The organism is Nocardia sp. CY41 (genome assembly GCF_009829325.1).
Lineage (GTDB): Bacteria > Actinomycetota > Actinomycetes > Mycobacteriales > Mycobacteriaceae > Nocardia.
The window spans coordinates 64,662-81,748 of record NZ_VUOS01000025.1 but is presented as its reverse complement, the minus strand read 5'-3'; the positions used below and the strand labels follow the sequence as shown (position 1 = coordinate 81,748).

The window sequence follows — 17,087 nt, the reverse complement described above, 5'->3', positions numbered from 1 at the left end:
CCGTCGAATCAGGCCGTTTACCGGAAATTAAGTGGAGTGGTAGCCTCCGTTTGAGTCAACACTACGAACGGGACAACTTCAGCAGGATGTGACGGGATAGACACCGCCCGACGAAGATTGAATTCGCTTGTGCCGTAGGCGAATTCGCGATGAATGCGGTCCGCGCCACGCGAGGCGGCAGGCACCGGCAGCGATGCGGAGCCGACCGGCGAGGCTTCGAAGCCGACGTGCTGTTCCACGCGCCGGAACCGAGGGGGCCGACCGCACTGACCCGCCACCGGTGCGGCGCACCGTGCAGGTGCGCCGCACGGGCGCTCAGAGATCCGCGATGGCCGCCAGCGGTGGCGTGCGTGCCGCCCGCACGGCGGGCCAGAGCGCGGCGAGCACCCCGACGACCGCCGAGCTGACCAGGACCAGGACCAGCTGGCTCCACGGGATGGCGATCTGGTCGAGCCCGAAATCGCGCAGCGTCCGCAGGAAGCCGACGCCGAGCCCCAGCCCGAGCGCCATGCCGACGACCGCGCCGAACACCGCGATCAACATCGACTCCAGATAGATGGTCCGGCGCACCTGAGGGCGCTGCATGCCGACCGCGCGCAACATGCCGATCTCCCGCCTGCGCTCCACCACCGACAGCGCGAGGGTGTTGACGATGCCGAGGATCGCGATCACCACCGCCAAGGCGAGCAGGCCGTACAGGATGGCCAGCAGGGTGTTGATCTGTTTGCCCTGTGCGCCTTTGAACTCCTCGCGGTCCTGCACCTGGACCACGACGAATTGCTCGGTGGCCTTCTCCAGGTCGGCACGCATCGCGCTGACGTTCGCGTCCGGTTGCGCTTTGATCAGCACCAGGAAGTTGGTCCGGAAGTTGAGCGGGACCACCTCGTCGTAGACCGTCTGCGACACCACCATCGGGCCGAGCAGCGGATTCTTCTTGTACACACCGGTGACGGTGAGCGGGACCTTCTTGCCGTCGACACCGGCCGGGGTCACCAGGTCACCGACCTTCCAGCCACGGTCGTTCGCTTCGTCCTCCGAGACGAGCACGTCCCTGGCACCGAGAGTGTCGCTGCCGCGAACGATCTCGTAGTTCAGCACACCCGCCAGCGGACCGTCCGGCGACGTGGCGAACACCTGCTCGTCGCCGAGCTTGAACGGGGCGCCTCGCATCCCCACCACTTGCGACACACCCGCAACCTCGGTGCGCGCGGCGTCGGCAGCGCCGAACGGCACCCCGAGCAACTGCGGGCCGGCCAGCACGTAGTCGGCGCGCACGCCCTTGTCGACCAGCACACCGACGCTCTCCTTCGCCGAAGCGCCCAGCATGCCGATGGCCGAGACGAGCATCAGTCCGAGGGTGAGGGCGAAGGCCGTCGCGGCGGTGCGGCGCGGATTGCGCGCCGCGTTGTTGCGCGCCATGCGGCCGATCGGCCCGAACGGGCGCACCAGCACTCCGAGACCGCCGACCAGCGGCCGCGACAGCGCGGGCGCGGCGAGCAGCACCGCGAAGATCAACCCGAGGGCGCCGACGCCGACCGTGGCGGCCGCCGTGCCGCCGGTGCGCTGCGCACCCAGCACGACGACCCCCGTACCGAGCAGCGCGAGCACCACGCCGAAGACCGTACGCAGCCGCAGCGATTCCCCGATGGACGCGAACTCCTCGCGCATGGCCTGCACGGGCGGAATGCGCGAGGCGCGGCGCGCGGGCGCGTAGGCGCTGACCATCGTCACCGCGAGACCGACGAGCAGCCCGACCACGATCGTCCGCGGGCGCACCGCCATCGTTCCGGTCGGCAACCCGAGGTCGAACGCGTTGAGCACCGCCGACAATCCGAACGCCAGACCGACGCCGCCCGCGAGACCGATCGCGCTGCCGATCAACCCGATGACGAACGCCTCCGCCACCACCGACGTGCCGACCTGCCGCCTGCTCGCGCCGACCGCGCGCAGCAGCGCCAACTCCCGCAGGCGTTGCGCGACGATCATCGAGAAGGTGTTGTAGATGATGAATGTGCCGACGATCAGCGCGATCGCGCCGAAGGCGAGCAGGAAATAGTTGATGAAGTTCAGCGCGTCGGAGACTTCCTTCTTCAGGTCCGCGCGCACCTGATCGCCGTTCTGCACCTTGTAGCCCGGCAGTTCCCGGGCCAGGTTGTCGCGCAGTTCGTCGCCGGGGATGCCGTCGGCCGCCAGGTCCACATACGCGACGTGCAGGCCGTCGGTGAACAGCTTGCGCGCCTGCGTGTCGTCGAACAGCACCCCGATCAAACCGCCCGTGTCGGAGGGTATTTCGTAGATGCCCGTGAGGGTCACATCGATGGGATCGGGCTGCGACGGGATGAGGATCTTCGTCCGGTCCCCGACCTTCAGTCCGGCGCGCTCGGCCCCGCCCGTGTTGAGCGCGATCTCACCCGGCCGGGCAGGCGGAACGCCCTGCAGGAACTTCTCCGGCTCCGCGACGGCCTTCTCCGGCGGCAGGTAGGACTTGCCGAACGTCGGCGCCCCGCCGGTCTGGACGGCCTTCTTCCCCGCCGGATCGAGCAGGACCACCGGTCCGTTCACGCTCGGCGCGACCGTGCGGACGCCCGGATACTTCACCAGCTCGTCCACCACATTGTTCGGAACGCCCTGCGCCTGGCGCTCCTTCGGGCTCACCCGGACGTCGACGCCCTTCGCCTCATTGGCGAAGATCCCGTCGAACGTGCTCTGCAGCGTGTCGGTGAAGACGAACGAACCCGCGATGAACGCGGTGCCGAGCACCACCGACAAGAGGGTCAACGCGAGCCGCACCTTGTGGGCGGCGAGATTGCGCAGCGCGACTTTGCGCATCGGACTTGCGGCCATCACGCCCGCCCCCGATTCTTCCGCGAGCGCCCGGTCACGCCTGCTCCAACGCTTTCATCCGGTCGAGCACCGTGTCGGCGGTCGGATCGCGCATCTCGTCGACGATGCGTCCGTCGGCGAGGAACACCACCCGGTCGGCGAACCCGGCCGCGTGCGGTTCGTGGGTCACGATGACGACCGTCTGCCCGAATTCGTCCACCGCGGCGCGCAGGATCGAGAGCACCTCCTCCGAGGCGCGGGAGTCCAGGTTGCCGGTCGGCTCGTCGCCGAAGATGATCTCCGGCTTGCCCGCCAGCGCCCGGGCGCAGGCCACCCGCTGCTGCTGACCGCCGGACAGCTCGCTGGGACGGTGGGTGAGCCGATCGGTCAGCCCGAGCCGCTTCAGCACCGTGTCCAGCCACTCCTGGTCGGGCTTGCGTCCCGCGATGTCCAGCGGCAACGTGATGTTCTCCAGCGCCGTGAGCGTCGGCACCAGGTTGAACGCCTGGAAGACGAAGCCGATCCGGTCCCGGCGCAGGCGCGTCATCTGTTTGTCGGACAGCGTGGTGAGGTCGGTGTCGCCGATGCGTACGGTGCCCGAGCTGGCGCTGTCCAGTCCGGCCAGGCAGTGCATGAGGGTCGATTTGCCCGAGCCGGACGGGCCCATGATCGCGGTGAACTCGCCCTTCGCGAACTCGGCCGACACCCCGTCCAATGCCCTGACCTGGGTGTCACCGGATCCGTAGACCTTGGTCAGTTCGATAGCGTGGGCCGCGACATCGGTCGATGCCGCCAGGTCGGCGGTGTCGGCGCCCAAGGCTTGCGAAGTCATGCCGTCCAGTCTTACCGGCATCGCCCCCGCACGCCATCAGGGAACACCCTGTGTTGAATTTGCATGCTCGGTCTCGCTTCGCTCGAACCCAGCGGTCGAGGTGAGCTGGGCGCGTCGGGTTGGAGCCTTCCGGAACTGGCTCGCAGTTCGGACGCACCAGCGCCACTCCGATGTGAGCCGGGCAGACGGCAGTGCGCGCCGTTCGGGCACAAGTCCGGTACCCGACCGGTTCGGGAGCGACTATGCCTGCGGCTGACTTACCACCCACGCGAAAGCCGATGCCTTGGATCTGGCTCCTTCGAGGGTGCGGGAGCGGTTGGGTTCGCCGAGTTCGGCCAGTAGTTCCTCGGACAGGTCGACCAGCGCGGCCAGGGTGGCGGGGGTGAACCAGGCCGGCCTCGTGGCGAAGAGGATGTCCTCGGAAGCGGTGTTTCCGCTGGCACCCGGCGCGAAGGGGCAGCCGCCGAGGCCGCCGAGTGCGCCGTCGACCATGTCCGCGCCCGCCGCGACGGCGGCGAGGGTGTTGGCCACGCCCATGCCCCAGGTGTCGTGACCGTGGAAGACCACGCGCCGGGCGGGCGTCCGGTCGCGCACCGCGGCGACCAGCGCGGCGACCTCGCCGGGATGGGCTTGGCCGAGAGTGTCGGCCAGGACTATGTCGTCCGCGCCCTCGGTGCGCGGGTCCCGGGCGATGGCCAGGACCCGGTCCGGGTCGACCGGGCCGTCGAATGGGCAGGTGAATGCCGTCGCCAAGCAGAGCTGGATGGACCCGTCCACCTCGCGGGCCAGGCGCACCGCATCCGGCATGGCGGCGACGCTGGCCTCGGTGTCACGTCCGATATTCGCCCGATTGTGCGCGTCGGAGACCGAGAAGCAGTACTGGAAATTGCGCACTCCCGCCGCGGCCGCCTTCTCCACATGGCGCGGCGTCGCCACCCAGACCCAGCAGCGGCTCAGTTCCTCCGGCGTCAACGCGGCGACCAGTTCCATGGTGTTCGCCATCGGCGCGACCAGGTCCGGGCGCGCCATCGAGCCGATCTCCAGCGCGGGCACCCCGAGCGCGAGCAGGCGGCGCACGATGTCCACCTTGCGCTGCACTGGCAGCAGCTTGCCGGTCAGCTGCAGTCCGTCGCGCAAGGTGACATCGCGCAGGACCGGCGCGGTCATCGCTGCTCCCGCGCCCGATGGTGCCCGCACATCACGCCGCCCCAGGGCTTCTCGCCCGCTCCGGTCGGATTCGGCTGGACGGCGGGCCTGCTGGTGCCCGGCGAACGCAGTTCTCGGCTCCCGCGTCCCTTCGGACGCCTGCGGTCGTGCGGTCGCGTGCTCATCGCGCCTCCAACGCATCGATCTCGGCCTCGCTCATGCCGAGCAGATCCGACAGCACTTCCCTGGTGTGCTCCCCCAGGTCCGGGCCGACCGTGCGGATGGGAAGGGACTGTTCGCCGATCACCGGGACGATGCCGGGAAAACCGACCACCTTCGGCTCCGGCGCGCCGACGTCGACGGCGAACGGCTGGATCATGTTGCGTGCCCGGTACTGCTCGTCGGCCACGATGTCGGCCGCGGTGTAGATCGGGCCGCACGGAATCGCGGCGGCATCCAGCAGCTTCAACGCCTCGGCGCGGGTGTGCCGGACCGTCCACTCGCCGATCGCCGCGTCCAGCCGCTCCCGGTGGCGCCAGCGGCCCGCGTTGTCCTGGAGTTCCGGGTCCGCGGCCAGGTCCGGCCGCTCGATGACCGCCATGTAGCGCTGGAAGATGGCGTCACCGTTGCCGCCGATGATGATGCTGGTCCCGTCCGCGCACGGGTAGGCGTTGCTCGGCGCGATGCCCTCCATCCGGCCGCCGACGCGTTCGCGCTGGATGCCGTAGGCGAGATAGTCCGGCACCAGCGACTCCATCACCGAGAGGATGGCCTCGTTGAGCGCCACGTCGATCACCCTCTCCCGCAGCGGGACGGGCGCGTCCCGCTCGGTGCGGCGCTCGCGCTGGAACAGCGCCATGACGGTGCCGAACGCGGCGTAGATGCCCGCGATGGAGTCGCCGATCGAGACGCCCGTGCGTACGGGGGGACGGTCCGGATCGCCCACCAGTTCGCGAAGGCCACCCACCGCCTCGGCTACCGCCGCGAACCCGGGACGCTCCGACATCGGCCCCGTCTGCCCGTAGGCGGAGATCCTGGTGATCACCAGATCCGGATTAGCCTCGTTCAGCGCCTCCGGGCCCAGGCCCCACTTCTCCAGCATGCCGGGGCGGAAATTCTCCAATAGGACGTCACAGCGTCGCACCAGATCGAGCACTATCCCGCGCCCCGCCTCGGTGCGCAGGTCCAAGGTGATCGACTTCTTGTTGCGGTTGATCGTCCGGTAGAGCATCGAGGTGTCGCCGCCGTAGAGCCGCCAGTTGCGCAGTTCGTCGCCTGCCTTCGGGCGTTCCACTTTGATCACCTCGGCGCCGAAATCCCCGAGGATGCGCCCGGCGGTCGGCGCGGCGATGTAATTGCCGAGTTCCAGGACGCGCACCCCGTCCAGCGGCCGAATACTCATGGCAACCAGTCTGGACCATGCCGTGCCGGTTTCCGCAGCGCGTCCGGCGGCGCGTGTTCACGGCCTCGGAGAGTTCGGTGCGACGCGCACCCGTTTGCGGCCGGTCCGCTTCGGTCGCCGCGCGGGTCCAGGGCCGTGGGAGCCGGTTCACGGTGCAGCCGCCGAGGGCGGGAACGCTTTCGGTCGCCGCGTGTGGATCAGGGCGGGGCGAGCTGGTTCGCGGTGCGCCGGAGGGTGTCAGCTTTCCGCCCTGTTTGCGATCAGCCCGACGAAAACCCTGGTCAGCGGCGTGCTTTCGGTGATGTGCTCGAGCAAGCACCAACCGATCTCGACAGCAAAGGTGATCCCATGACGGTCGCACCCGCAACACCGACCACCGCCTCGGTGACCAAGCTCGGCGCCCGTATCGGCGCGCGAATCGACAACGTCCGGCTCGGCGGCGATCTGGATCCGGCGACCGTCGAGGTGATCCATCGCGCGCTGCTCGAGCACAAGGTCGTCTTCTTCCGTGGGCAGGATCACCTCACCGAGGACGGGCAATACGAATTCGCCCAGCTGCTCGGCGCGCCGACCACCCCGCACCCGACGGTCACCTCGCACGGCGTGAAGAGCCTGGCGATCGATTCCGAGCACGGCCGCGCCAACAGCTGGCACACCGACGTCACCTTCGTCGACCGCATCCCGAAGGCGTCCATCCTGCGAGCGGTACACCTGCCGTCCTACGGCGGCGCCACGACCTGGGCTTCCACCGTCGCGGCCTACGAGTCGCTGCCGGAGCCGCTCAAGCGGCTGGCCGAATCCCTGCGGGCCGTGCACACCAACGTCTACGACTACGCCCGCGTCGAGGAGACGCCGCGCCCCAATACGGCCGCTTACCGCGCCGAATTCGAGTCCACCTACTACGAGACCGAGCACCCGGTGGTGCGCGTGCACCCGGAGACGGGCGAGCGGGCGTTGCTGCTCGGCCACTTCGTCAAGCACTTCGTCGGGCTGTCCAGCGCCGAGTCCCACGCGCTGTTCCGGCTGTTCCAGGACCGGGTGACCCGTCTGGAGAACACCACCCGCTGGAATTGGACGCCCGGAGATGTCGCCATCTGGGACAACCGCGCCACCCAGCACTACGCCATCGACGACTACGACGACCAGCCCCGCAAGCTGACCCGCATCACGCTGGCCGGCGACGTCCCGGTCGGTGTCGACGGCGCGACGAGCACGACCATCGCGGGCAATGCCGAGCATTACTCGATCATCGAGGACACTCAGCTGCTCGCATCCTGAGCCGAGGACCCCGCATGGTTGCCGGTCTCCCGGCTGTTGAGGGGCCATGCGGTGTCTTCAGTCGGAGATGAGGGTCAGCTCCGCTGTCGCGACGGAACCGACGAGCCGAATCGGCCCGTCGCGCGCCCGAAGCGGCGCGCGACGCCGGGAAGCACCCGTGGTCACCGGCCGGCTTCCGACGCGCTGGTCCGATCTCCGAAACCGCCCGTTTCGATCAGAACCAGTCCCTCGGACGCCGTCTCGACCAGATGGCAGTGGTTCCCGGCATGCCGCAATCACCCGACGACCGAGACTGCCCGAGACTCCTCTGGCGCGAGTCCTACGAGCGCCGTTCGCGGACCGTCACGAGACTCCCCGGGGTCACGACCAGGCGCGGGGATCGAACCCAGCGCCGTATATCAAGCACAGTGCTCGCGCAAGTACGCAAGATCCTCCGCGAGGCCGTCTCCCGGGGTTTCCAGGACCACCGGCGCGCCCGCCGTCCGGCACACTTCGGCGAGCAGTTGCGGGTCGATGGTGCCGTCGGCGAAGTTGGCGTGACGGTCGGCGCCGGAGTTGAACTCGTCGCGGGAGGAGTTCAGGTGCACCAGGTCGATGCGCCCGGTGATCGCCTTGATCCGGTCCACGACGCCGACGAGTTCTTCACCGCCCGCCCAGGCGTGGCAGGTGTCCAGGCAGAAACCAGCGCCGTAGTCGCCGACCGCGTCCCACAGCCGGGCGATGGCGTCGAAGTGCCTGGCCATGGCGTGATTGCCGCCCGCGGTGTTCTCGATCAGAATCGGCACCGCGAATCCGCCCTTGTCCTGCTGCCGCTCGAACAATTTGCGCCAGTTGTCGATTCCGGTCTCCAGCTCGGCGTCGGATCGCACGTGCCCACCGTGCACCACCAGGCCGAACGCACCGAGGTCGGCGGCCGCCCGCGCTTGCTGGGCCACCGCGTTGCGCGAGGGCATGCGCAGCCGGTTGTTCAGGCTCGCGACGTTGATCTGATAAGAGGAGTGCACCACGACATCGATCGGGCTGGCGAGGATCTCCTCGGTCCGCGGGTGCGGGGTGGGTTTGTCCCAGCTCTGCGGATCGACCACGAACATCTGGATGACGTCGGCGCCGAGTTTCTCCCCGAAGCCGATCGGGTCGCTGTCGAGCCGGACGTGTGCTCCAATGCGCATGCGGGCCACAGTACTGGCAGCTACCGACGACAATCGAGGTCGCGCCGCGACTGTTGCATCTCGATGGTTCGCCGAGATACATGGATAGTGTCCGCGCGCTCGACTCGACAAGGGGGTGTAAACGGTGTTGCAGACCGGCGATGTGTTCGCGGGCCACCTCATCGAACGCGTCCTCGGCCGAGGCGGGATGGACACCGTGTACCTGGCCACGCGCCGCCCCGTGCACCCCGGCCTGATCGAGTTGCCGAACTTGCCCAGGCGTCCGGGATCAGGGGTGCGGCCGCACCGGCAACCTCCGGACCCCCGGCCACCGCCGGGCGGTCCTGGTCCCGTCGATCGCCCGCGCGCCACCGCGCTCGACGAGCGATAAGGCGAGGCGCGACTACTGCTATGGTTTCGATGTTTTCCGTGGTCGGACCCTGCTCCGGCCACGCATTCTTTTGCTGTACGCCTGTTCGCCGGAGGGTCCCGGCGAGCGGCGGGAAGTGGAGCAGTCATGCTGGCCAGCGGTGACGTTTTCGCCGGCTATGTCATCGAGCGGCAACTCGGCCGCGGTGGCATGGGCTCGGTCTATCTGGCGAAACATCCGCGGCTGCCGCGGATGACCGCGCTGAAGCTGCTGAATCGGGAGATGTTCTTCGACAAGGAGGTGCGGGCGCGGTTCGAACGGGAGGCGGATCTGGTCGCCCAGCTCGATCACCCGAACATCGTCACGGTCTACGACCGCGGGCTCGAGGACGAGCAGCTGTGGATCTCGATGCAGTACGTCGACGGCATCGACGCCGCGTCGGTGGAACCGAAGTCGCTGCCGCCCGAACGCGCGGTGCAGATCATCAAGGAGACCGCCGACGCGCTGGACTACGCGCACGGCAACGGGGTGCTGCACCGGGACGTGAAACCCGCCAACATCCTGCTGGCCCGCTCCACCGCCGGTCGCGGCGAGCGGGTGTACCTCACGGACTTCGGCATCGCGCGGCTGCGCGACGACACCGGTCATCTCACCCAGACCGGCACGTTCACGGCGACGCTCGCCTACGCCTCGCCCGAACAGCTCACCGGCGCCTCGCTCGACCACCGTTCCGACCAGTACTCGCTGGCCTGTTCGCTGTTCTGGTTGTTCACCGGCACCGGACCGTTCTCGGCGACCAATCCCGCCGCGGTCATCCAGGGGCATCTGCAGGGCGCGCCGCCCGCGCTGAGCAGTGTCCGGCCGGGGCTGCCCTTCGCGCTGGACGGCGTTCTGGCCAAGGCGATGGCCAAGCGCCCCGACGACCGATACGGCAGCTGCGCGGAATTCGCCGCGGCCGCCAAGCAGGCGCTGACCGGTTCGAGCGTGCCGTCGATGCCGGTGGTGGGCGGCCCCCGCCCGGTCACCGGTCCACCGCACGCGACCGCCGGGCCACGCCCGACGACCGGGCCGCAGGTCCCGGCCACCGGCTCTCCGTATCCGGTGGCGCAGGGTCACTATGTCAGCGGACCCGGCCACCAGGCGCACACGCCGCAGACCAGCGGCCCGAACCCGCTCGCCGCCTCGGCGTCGCCCGCGACTCCGCCGCCCGCTCCGGTGGCGAACGCACGGCCGCAGACCGGCCCCGCGCCGCAGCCGACGGTCGCCAATTCTTACCCCCACCAGCAGTTCTCCGGCTTCGCTGCCCCGCCCGCGCCGCCGCACGGCGCGCACGCCCATCCTTCGGCCGCGCCGCCGCCCAAGAAGAACACCGGGCTGATCGTCGGCCTGGCGGTCGGCGTGGTCGTGCTGATCCTGGTGGTGCTCGGCATCATCGGCGCGGTCTCCGATTCGGGCTCGAACAACGCAGGCACCACGACCACGTCGGCGGTGAAGCCGAACCTCGTCGACGCGACGCCGGAGTCGATCAGCGCGGAGTTCCCGCGGATGGTGCCCGCCTCCCAGACCGAGGAGATCGGCTACAACGGCGCCGAGTGCTGGCTGGCCTCGCCCAGCTCGCCCCCCTCGCCGTCCAAGGGCGACCCGGACTTCGGCGACTGGGCAGCGCAGTGGCGCTGCTTCAAGGGCGGCAACAACGAGGACCCGTACTACCGCATCTACGTCTACAAGACCCCGGCCGACGTCCAGGCGGTGCTGAAGACCCTGCCCTCGTCGGCCACCAAGTCCACCGACACCAACGGCGGGAAGACCTACACCAACTACAAGTACGTCGACGAGGGCGCCAAGATGGTGACCGCGTTCACCGGCGACCCGGATCGGACCCAGTACCTGATGTACACCGACGGCTTCGCCCACACCACCATCGACGAGGCGCTGCGCTGGTGGCGCTCGGCACCGCTGAACTGACCGATGCTGCACACCGGCGAGGTCTTCGCGGGATACACCATCGAACGCCTGCTCGGTCGCGGCGGGATGGGATCGGTGTACCTGGCCAGGCATCCACGGCTGCCCCGGTTGACGGCGATGAAGCTGTTGAACCCGGAGCTGTTCGACGACAAGGAGATCCGTGCCCGCTTCGAGCGGGAGGCGGACCTCGTCGCGCGGCTGGACCACCCGAACATCGTCACGGTGTTCGACCGGGGCGTCGAGGGCGACCGGCTGTGGATCTGCATGCGCTACATCGACGGCACCGACGCCGCCGCGCTGGACGCGTGGACGTTGCCGCCGCAGCGGGCGGTGCAGATCGTCGCCGAGACGGCCAAGGCGCTGGACTTCGCGCACAGCCGCGGCGTGCTGCACCGTGACGTGAAACCGGCGAACATCCTGCTGGAGCGCGTCGACGGCGAGCAGGAGCGCGTCTACCTCTCCGACTTCGGCATCGCCCGATTCCGGGACGACACCGGCGGTCTCACCCAGACCGGGACCTTCACCGCCACCCTGGCCTACGCCGCGCCGGAGCAGCTGTCCGGTGCGCCGCTGGATCACCGCGCCGACCAGTACGCGCTCGCCTGCACGCTGTTCCGCTTGCTGACCGGCACGGTGCCGTTCGACGCCACCAATCCGGTCGCGGTGATCCAGGGCCATCTCAGCGCTCCACCGCCCCCGGTCAGCAGGCTGCGGCCCGGGCTACCGGTGGCGTTGGACGGCGTCCTGGCCAAGGCGATGGCCAAGCACGCGGCCGATCGTTTCGACTCGTGCGGTGAGTTCGCCGCCGCCGCATGGCAGGCGCTCACCGTCCCCGCGGCGTGGTCGCCACCGCCCGCGCCGAATACGCCGCCCCCAACCGACGCGGCGATCCCCCAGCGTCCGGCGCGCGCCTACCTCGGCCCGAGACGACGTTCCCGATGGCATGCCTCGGTGGGCGGCTGGATCGGCTTGCTGTTGGTCGTCGCCCTGCTCGGTCTCGTCGTCGCGGTGGCCCTCAGCGACAACGGTTCTCCCGGTTCCGCCGCCCCGACGACGTCCGCACGCCCGCAGAACGCCACCTCCGCCGGGCCCTCGGTCACCGGGCGGCCCACCACGACCGCCTCCGCCACCACGGACCGTGCCACGATCGGCGCCCGCGCGGCGGCACTGAGCGCCGCGTTCCCGGACATGCTGCCGGAGACCTCGGCGCAGCGCTTGGTGCACTCCGGAACCGGGTACAACAAGGCGGGCTGTTTCGCGCACGCACCGGACTCCGCGACGACGCGCGACCACGACGATCCGGATTTCGGCCCCTGGCTGGTGATGTGGAGCTGCTTCGGCGGCCCGAACAAGGCGTCTTTCGACTTCTACCTCTACGATTCGCCCGCCGACGCGCAGGCGGCGCTCGCCGCGCTACCGGCCAACGACCGCGCCACCGCCACCAACGACAGCGGGCGCAGTTACACCAACTACACACTGCACGACAGTCGCAACCTGCGCCCGCGCATGGTCACCGCCTTCTCCTCGGATCCGGGCCGCGCGACCATGTTGATGTACAGCGCCGGATTCATCGCCACCGACGCCGAATTCATGGCTTGGTGGAAATCCGCGCCGCTGAATTGAGTTTCGGGGGGACGCGAGGGGAAGCCCAGCCGTCGCGCGTTACGCGGCCACGTTCGGCGGCCCGACGATCGCGCGCCGCGCGAGTGGATGCCGTCACGACCGACGGTGGCCGACGACCCACGCGTGGAGCGGTACCGGCAGTTGCTCGCGATCATCAACGGTGGCCCGCGCCGCCGAGTCCGGCGCCGGTGTTCGCCGGGTTCACCGCCGCCTCGCGCACTCCTGGCCGGTTATTCGAAGACGTAGTGCGCGAACTCGTGCGTCGGGTGGAAGCCGATCGTCCGATAGATCCGGTTGGCCGTGGTGTTGGCGGTGTCGGCGAACAGGCAGACCTCGAGGCTCTGGTCGCGCAGCAGCTTCGCGACGTGCGCGGTCACCGCGGAGGCGTAACCGTGCCCGCGCGCCTCCGGCGGGGTGTAGACCGGTCCGATCCGGGACCAGCCCTGGATCGGGATCTGATGCGCGGCAAGGCTGACCGGTTCCCCGTCGCGTTCCCACAGCCACCAGCGGCCCGCCTGCACCCGGCGGCGGATCGCGGCTTCGTCCAGTCCGGACACCATGCCGGACTCTTCCCGCATGGCCGCCAGCCAGTCCAGGCACAGCGCGACGTCGGAGTCCCGGGCCGGGCGCGGCGCTCCGGCCACCTCTGGGATCCGCAGCGCGCCCAGCCGGTGCAACCTGGTGATGTACGACTGGTGAAAACTCTTCCCCAGCAGTGCGCACCAGTGCCGGGCGAAAGCGGTCGCGTCCTCGACGACGCCCTCGACGCCCGCGCTGGCGGGGACGACGTCGGCCAGCGCGCGAGCCACCGCGGGGATGTCGTCGGGCGGTAGCGCGCCGAGATACACGTCGCGACCGGCCACCCGCATGGCGGCGCCGACCACCGCGGCGTCCTCGCCGTGGACCGACAGGAATCGCGAGGCCTCGGCCGGGGCATCCATGCCCGTGAGGTGGTTGGCGACGCTCGTGGTGAGCACGGTGTGCCGCAGCGGATCGCGGAGCAGGAACGACCCCGCGACCGAGCGGAACTCGGCGGCGTCGGTGGTGATCTCGATCCTCATGGAAATCACGGTAGGCGCCTGAAGTATTGCGCGCCTTCGTTTCTCGCGGCCGATGCCGGTCCGGTCACCGGGCGACCGGCCGGTTTCGGATCAGTCGGGTTCGCCGCCACCCGCGCGGAGTTTGAGCAGGACCAGCCCCGCGGTGCAGGCGAGAATGAGTCCGGCGACCGTGATCTCGACGTGCAGGCCGGCGATGCCGAGCACCGCCCCGACGAGTCCGCCGATGAAGAACAGCCAGGCGAACGTCCGCGACACGATCGTGAACACGCCCTGCTGGTTCGACGCGGGATGCTGTGCCGTTGCCGACACCGCATCTTCCGCGGCGCGGGATGAACCACGCCGCGACGCTGTCGAGTAAGCTCCCATCATCTACTCCTCGATGACGCCGGTCAGAGAACCACTATCACGTTCTCACACAACGTGTCTCTCATCCTTGAACCGGCGTCTCACGCGTAACTTTGCTCACACACGCTACGACCCCGGGACGCCGGAAGATAGCGACACGTGCCCACGACACGCCGAAGAGACCAATTCGATATCTGAATCAGAACTGTTTTATATGCGCCGCCCGGCGTATCCCCAGCGACCACTCGCCTCGCCGGACCGACCGGCCTCGAGTAAGGTGAGTCCACTCGATACACACGAGGAGCGTCACCGTTGGAAAGCAGCAGGGCCAAGATCGCCGGTCCGGCGATCGCCGCGGGAGCGGTTTCCATCGGACTCGTCCTGATCGGCGCCTGCGGCGTCGGCAAGCAGGACACCTACGTGCCGCCGCCGCCGCTGAAGGCAGGCGAGTACGCCGAACCCGTGGTCCACGAAAGCACTACCGGATCGTCCGCCCCCAGGGTCGCCATTCCACCGTCCCCCAGCTGGCGGATCGCACCGGCCGACCAGCGGCACCCGACCCCGTTCGCGGGCTTCATGAGCAGCACCACCGCCGAGCCGTCCCCGGGCAACCCGCACGAGAACACCTCGCAGGCCGCGCCACCCGAGGACCCCAGGCCGCCCACCGCGCGGACGCCCACCGGCGAATCGGCGGACGAGGCGCCCACGCAACTGCGGACCTCCCCGGAGGGCGCGGACGAGTGAGACGCGGTGGTGCGCAAGCGCGCACCACCGCGGCACTCCTTACAGCTCGGGCAGCTCGTAGTCGCCGACCCGGTCGCTGAGCACCCGCAGATGCTCGAGTCCGCTGCCGAGGGTGTGCTCGATCGCGGTCAGCCTGGCCACGTAGTGGCTCACCGGGTACTCCGCGGTGACGCCGATGCCGCCGTGCATCTGGATCGCCTCCTGCCCGATGTGCCGGGCCGCGCGACCGACCTGCAACCGGGCGCGCGAGGCGATCACCGGATCGTCGGCCCCGTCCGCCAGCGACGCCGTGGCGTACAGGCTCATGCTGCGCGCCAGCTCCAGCGAGACGTACATCTCGGCCGCCCGCTGCGTGAGCGTCTGGAACTTCGACAGCGTGACGCCGAACTGCTTGCGCTGCTTGAGGTAATCGGCGGTCAGCCGCAACGCCTCTTCCATCGCGCCGACCGACTCCGCGCACAGGCTCGCCTGCGCGTGCGTGAGCACGGACGCGATCGCCTCGGCCGCGTCCGCCGCGCCGAGCCGCTCGGCGGGCGCGTCGGTCAGTTCCAGCTGCGCGCCGCGCTGACCGTCCACCGTGCGGTAGGACTTGCGAACCACGCCAGTCGCGTCGGACGCGACCAGGAACAGCCCCACACCGCCATCCGGCAGCGTGGCGCTCACCACGAGCTCGTCGGCGCTGTCCCCGTGCGGAACGGGGTTCTTCACGCCGGTGAGCGTGTACGAATCACCCTGGGCCGCGGCGGTGGTCGCCAGGTCGTTCGACGGCCAGCGCACCCCAGGCTCGGCATGGGCGAACGCGAGCAGCTTGGCGCCCGAGGCGACCTCGGGCAGGATCCGCTGCCGCTGTTCGGCACTGCCCGCCGCGGCGATCAGCCCGCCGGGCACCAGCACCGCGTCCAGGATCGGTTCCGGAGCGAGCCTGCGGCCCACCTCCTCGAGCACGACCATCGTCTCCACGGGACCGGCGCCGACGCCACCGTCCTCCTCGGTGAAACTCAGGCCCAGCACGCCCAATTCGGCGAGCTGGCGCCACACGTCGCGGCTCCAGCCGAGTTCGGAGTCGATGACCTTGAGCCGCGATTCCGCGTCGTAGGTGCGGGCGAGCAGGTCACGGACCGTGTCGCGGAGCATGACCTGTTCATCGGTGAGATCGAAATCCATAATGTCGCCTCACAATCCGAGGATCGTGGAGGCGATGATGGTGCGCTGCACCTCGCTGGAGCCTCCGTAGATGGTTGTCTTGCGGTAGTTCAGGTAGGAAGGGCCGCTGCGCTGCGCCCAGCCGGGCGAGGCGATGTCGTCCGCACCCACCGGGATGGCGTCCGGTCCCGCGATGTCCAGCAGCAGCTCGGTGGCCGCCTGCTGGAGTTCCGAACCGCGCAGCTTCAGCACCGACGACGCCGGATTCGGCTTGCCGTCCGAGGAGTTGGACACCACCCGCAGCTGGGTGAGTTCCAGCGCGAGCAGCTCGTTCTCCAGTTCGGCGACCCGCGCCGCGAACACCGGGTCCTCCAGCAGCGTGCCGTTGCCCGACTTGGTCTTCGCCGCGTACTGCTTGGCCACGCCGATCTTGACCTTGGTGCGACCGACGCCGGTGATGCCGGTGCGCTCGTTGCCGAGCAGGAACTTCGCGTAGGTCCAGCCCATGTTCTCCTCGCCGACCAGCTGGTCGGCGGGCACCCGGACATTTTCGAAGAAGACCTCGTTCACCTCGTGCCCGCCGTCGATCAGCTTGATCGGGCGAATGGTGACACCAGGCGATTTCACGTCGAACAGCAGGAAGGAGATGCCCGCCTGCTTCTTCGGCGCGCTGGGGTCGGTGCGCACCAGGCAGAAGATCCAGTCCGCGTACTGGGCCAGCGTGGTCCAGATCTTCTGGCCGTTGACAATGTAGGAATCGCCGTCGCGGACCGCGGTGGTGCGCAGCGAGGCCAGGTCGGAGCCGGCGTCCGGCTCGGAGAAGCCCTGGCACCACCAGATGTCCAGCGCCGCGGTGGGCGGCAGGAACCGCTCCTTCAGCTCCTGCGAGCCGAAGTGGGCGATCACCGGGCCGACCATCTGGGCGTTGAACGTCAGCGGCTCGGGCACCGAGGCCAGCTGCATCTCGTCCTGCCAGAGGTGGCGCTGCATCGGCGTCCAATCCTTGCCGCCCCACTCCACGGGCCAGTTGGGCACCGCGAGGCCGTGGTCGTTGAGGATTTTGTGCGTGGTGACGATGTCGTCGCGTGACAGCTCACGGCCGTCCCGTACGCGCTCGCGTATATCGGCCGGGATCTCGGTCCGATAGAACTTGCGCAGCTCGTCGCGGAAGGCGACGTCGTCGGGTGACAAGGATAGTTTCATACGC

Annotated in this window: 15 protein-coding genes; 5 read left to right on the top strand and 10 right to left on the bottom strand. The window is 69.3% G+C overall.

Annotation, left to right across the window (positions count from 1 at the left end; all coding sequences use genetic code 11):
• Positions 1–315: 315 nt before the first annotated feature.
• The 5 genes from GVY64_RS27040 to GVY64_RS27020 all read right to left on the bottom strand — a co-directional run bounded on the left by GVY64_RS27040 (position 316) and on the right by GVY64_RS27020 (position 6,203).
• A complete protein-coding gene (locus tag GVY64_RS27040; RefSeq protein ID WP_159847233.1) occupies positions 316–2,844 on the bottom strand; it encodes an ABC transporter permease in 2,529 nt (842 codons plus the stop codon).
• 34 nt (positions 2,845–2,878) lie between these two features.
• Positions 2,879–3,655, bottom strand: a complete 777-nt coding sequence (locus GVY64_RS27035) for an ABC transporter ATP-binding protein (protein ID WP_159847230.1) — start codon at positions 3,653–3,655, stop codon at positions 2,879–2,881.
• A 240-nt stretch (positions 3,656–3,895) separates the two neighbouring features.
• A complete protein-coding gene (locus tag GVY64_RS27030) occupies positions 3,896–4,822 on the bottom strand; it encodes a hydroxymethylglutaryl-CoA lyase (RefSeq protein ID WP_159847227.1) in 927 nt (308 codons plus the stop codon).
• On the bottom strand, positions 4,819–4,986 hold the full coding sequence (locus GVY64_RS27025) for a hypothetical protein (protein WP_159847224.1): 168 nt from the start codon (positions 4,984–4,986) through the stop codon (positions 4,819–4,821). Before GVY64_RS27025 ends, GVY64_RS27030 begins: the two co-directional genes overlap by 4 nt.
• A complete protein-coding gene (locus GVY64_RS27020; RefSeq protein WP_159847221.1) occupies positions 4,983–6,203 on the bottom strand; it encodes a CaiB/BaiF CoA transferase family protein in 1,221 nt (406 codons plus the stop codon). The genes GVY64_RS27025 and GVY64_RS27020 overlap by 4 nt, the downstream gene beginning before the upstream one ends.
• Positions 6,204–6,551: 348 nt before the next feature.
• Between GVY64_RS27020 and GVY64_RS27015 the strand changes: the two genes are divergently transcribed.
• Complete coding sequence (locus tag GVY64_RS27015) at positions 6,552–7,481, top strand: TauD/TfdA dioxygenase family protein (protein WP_159847218.1); 930 nt, start codon at positions 6,552–6,554, stop codon at positions 7,479–7,481.
• A 398-nt stretch (positions 7,482–7,879) separates the two neighbouring features.
• Here the strand turns inward: GVY64_RS27015 and GVY64_RS27010 are convergent, their stop codons facing one another.
• A complete protein-coding gene (locus GVY64_RS27010) occupies positions 7,880–8,650 on the bottom strand; it encodes a deoxyribonuclease IV (protein ID WP_159847215.1) in 771 nt (256 codons plus the stop codon).
• Between the two features lie 124 nt (positions 8,651–8,774).
• Here GVY64_RS27010 and GVY64_RS27005 point away from each other — a divergent pair, with 124 nt between their 5' ends.
• The 3 genes from GVY64_RS27005 (at position 8,775) to GVY64_RS26995 (ending at position 12,587) form a co-directional block, all read left to right on the top strand.
• Entirely contained in the window at positions 8,775–9,020 is a 246-nt protein-coding gene (locus GVY64_RS27005; RefSeq protein ID WP_159847212.1) for a hypothetical protein, read from the top strand.
• Positions 9,021–9,146: 126 nt separating this feature from the next.
• Complete coding sequence (locus GVY64_RS27000) at positions 9,147–10,964, top strand: serine/threonine-protein kinase (RefSeq protein ID WP_159847209.1); 1,818 nt, start codon at positions 9,147–9,149, stop codon at positions 10,962–10,964.
• A gap of 3 nt (positions 10,965–10,967) precedes the next feature.
• Complete coding sequence (locus GVY64_RS26995; protein WP_159847206.1) at positions 10,968–12,587, top strand: serine/threonine-protein kinase; 1,620 nt, start codon at positions 10,968–10,970, stop codon at positions 12,585–12,587.
• 230 nt (positions 12,588–12,817) lie between these two features.
• Here the strand turns inward: GVY64_RS26995 and GVY64_RS26990 are convergent, their stop codons facing one another.
• Together GVY64_RS26990 and GVY64_RS26985 are read right to left on the bottom strand one after the other, a co-directional pair.
• On the bottom strand, positions 12,818–13,648 hold the full coding sequence (locus tag GVY64_RS26990; RefSeq protein WP_159847203.1) for a GNAT family N-acetyltransferase: 831 nt from the start codon (positions 13,646–13,648) through the stop codon (positions 12,818–12,820).
• A 90-nt stretch (positions 13,649–13,738) separates the two neighbouring features.
• The gene (locus tag GVY64_RS26985; RefSeq protein ID WP_159847200.1) at positions 13,739–13,957 is read right to left on the bottom strand and encodes a hypothetical protein; all 219 of its coding nucleotides are present in this window, start codon (positions 13,955–13,957) and stop codon (positions 13,739–13,741) included.
• 348 nt (positions 13,958–14,305) lie between these two features.
• Here GVY64_RS26985 and GVY64_RS26980 point away from each other — a divergent pair, with 348 nt between their 5' ends.
• Positions 14,306–14,737, top strand: a complete 432-nt coding sequence (locus GVY64_RS26980) for a hypothetical protein (RefSeq protein ID WP_159847197.1) — start codon at positions 14,306–14,308, stop codon at positions 14,735–14,737.
• Between the two features lie 39 nt (positions 14,738–14,776).
• On the opposite strand, the gene GVY64_RS26975 is transcribed toward GVY64_RS26980, so the two are convergent.
• Both GVY64_RS26975 and GVY64_RS26970 read right to left on the bottom strand, forming a co-directional pair.
• On the bottom strand, positions 14,777–15,901 hold the full coding sequence (locus GVY64_RS26975; protein ID WP_159847194.1) for an acyl-CoA dehydrogenase family protein: 1,125 nt from the start codon (positions 15,899–15,901) through the stop codon (positions 14,777–14,779).
• 9 nt (positions 15,902–15,910) lie between these two features.
• Positions 15,911–17,083: an acyl-CoA dehydrogenase family protein gene (locus GVY64_RS26970; protein WP_159847191.1), complete on the bottom strand. Its 1,173-nt coding sequence runs from the start codon at positions 17,081–17,083 to the stop codon at positions 15,911–15,913.
• Positions 17,084–17,087 lie beyond the last annotated feature (4 nt).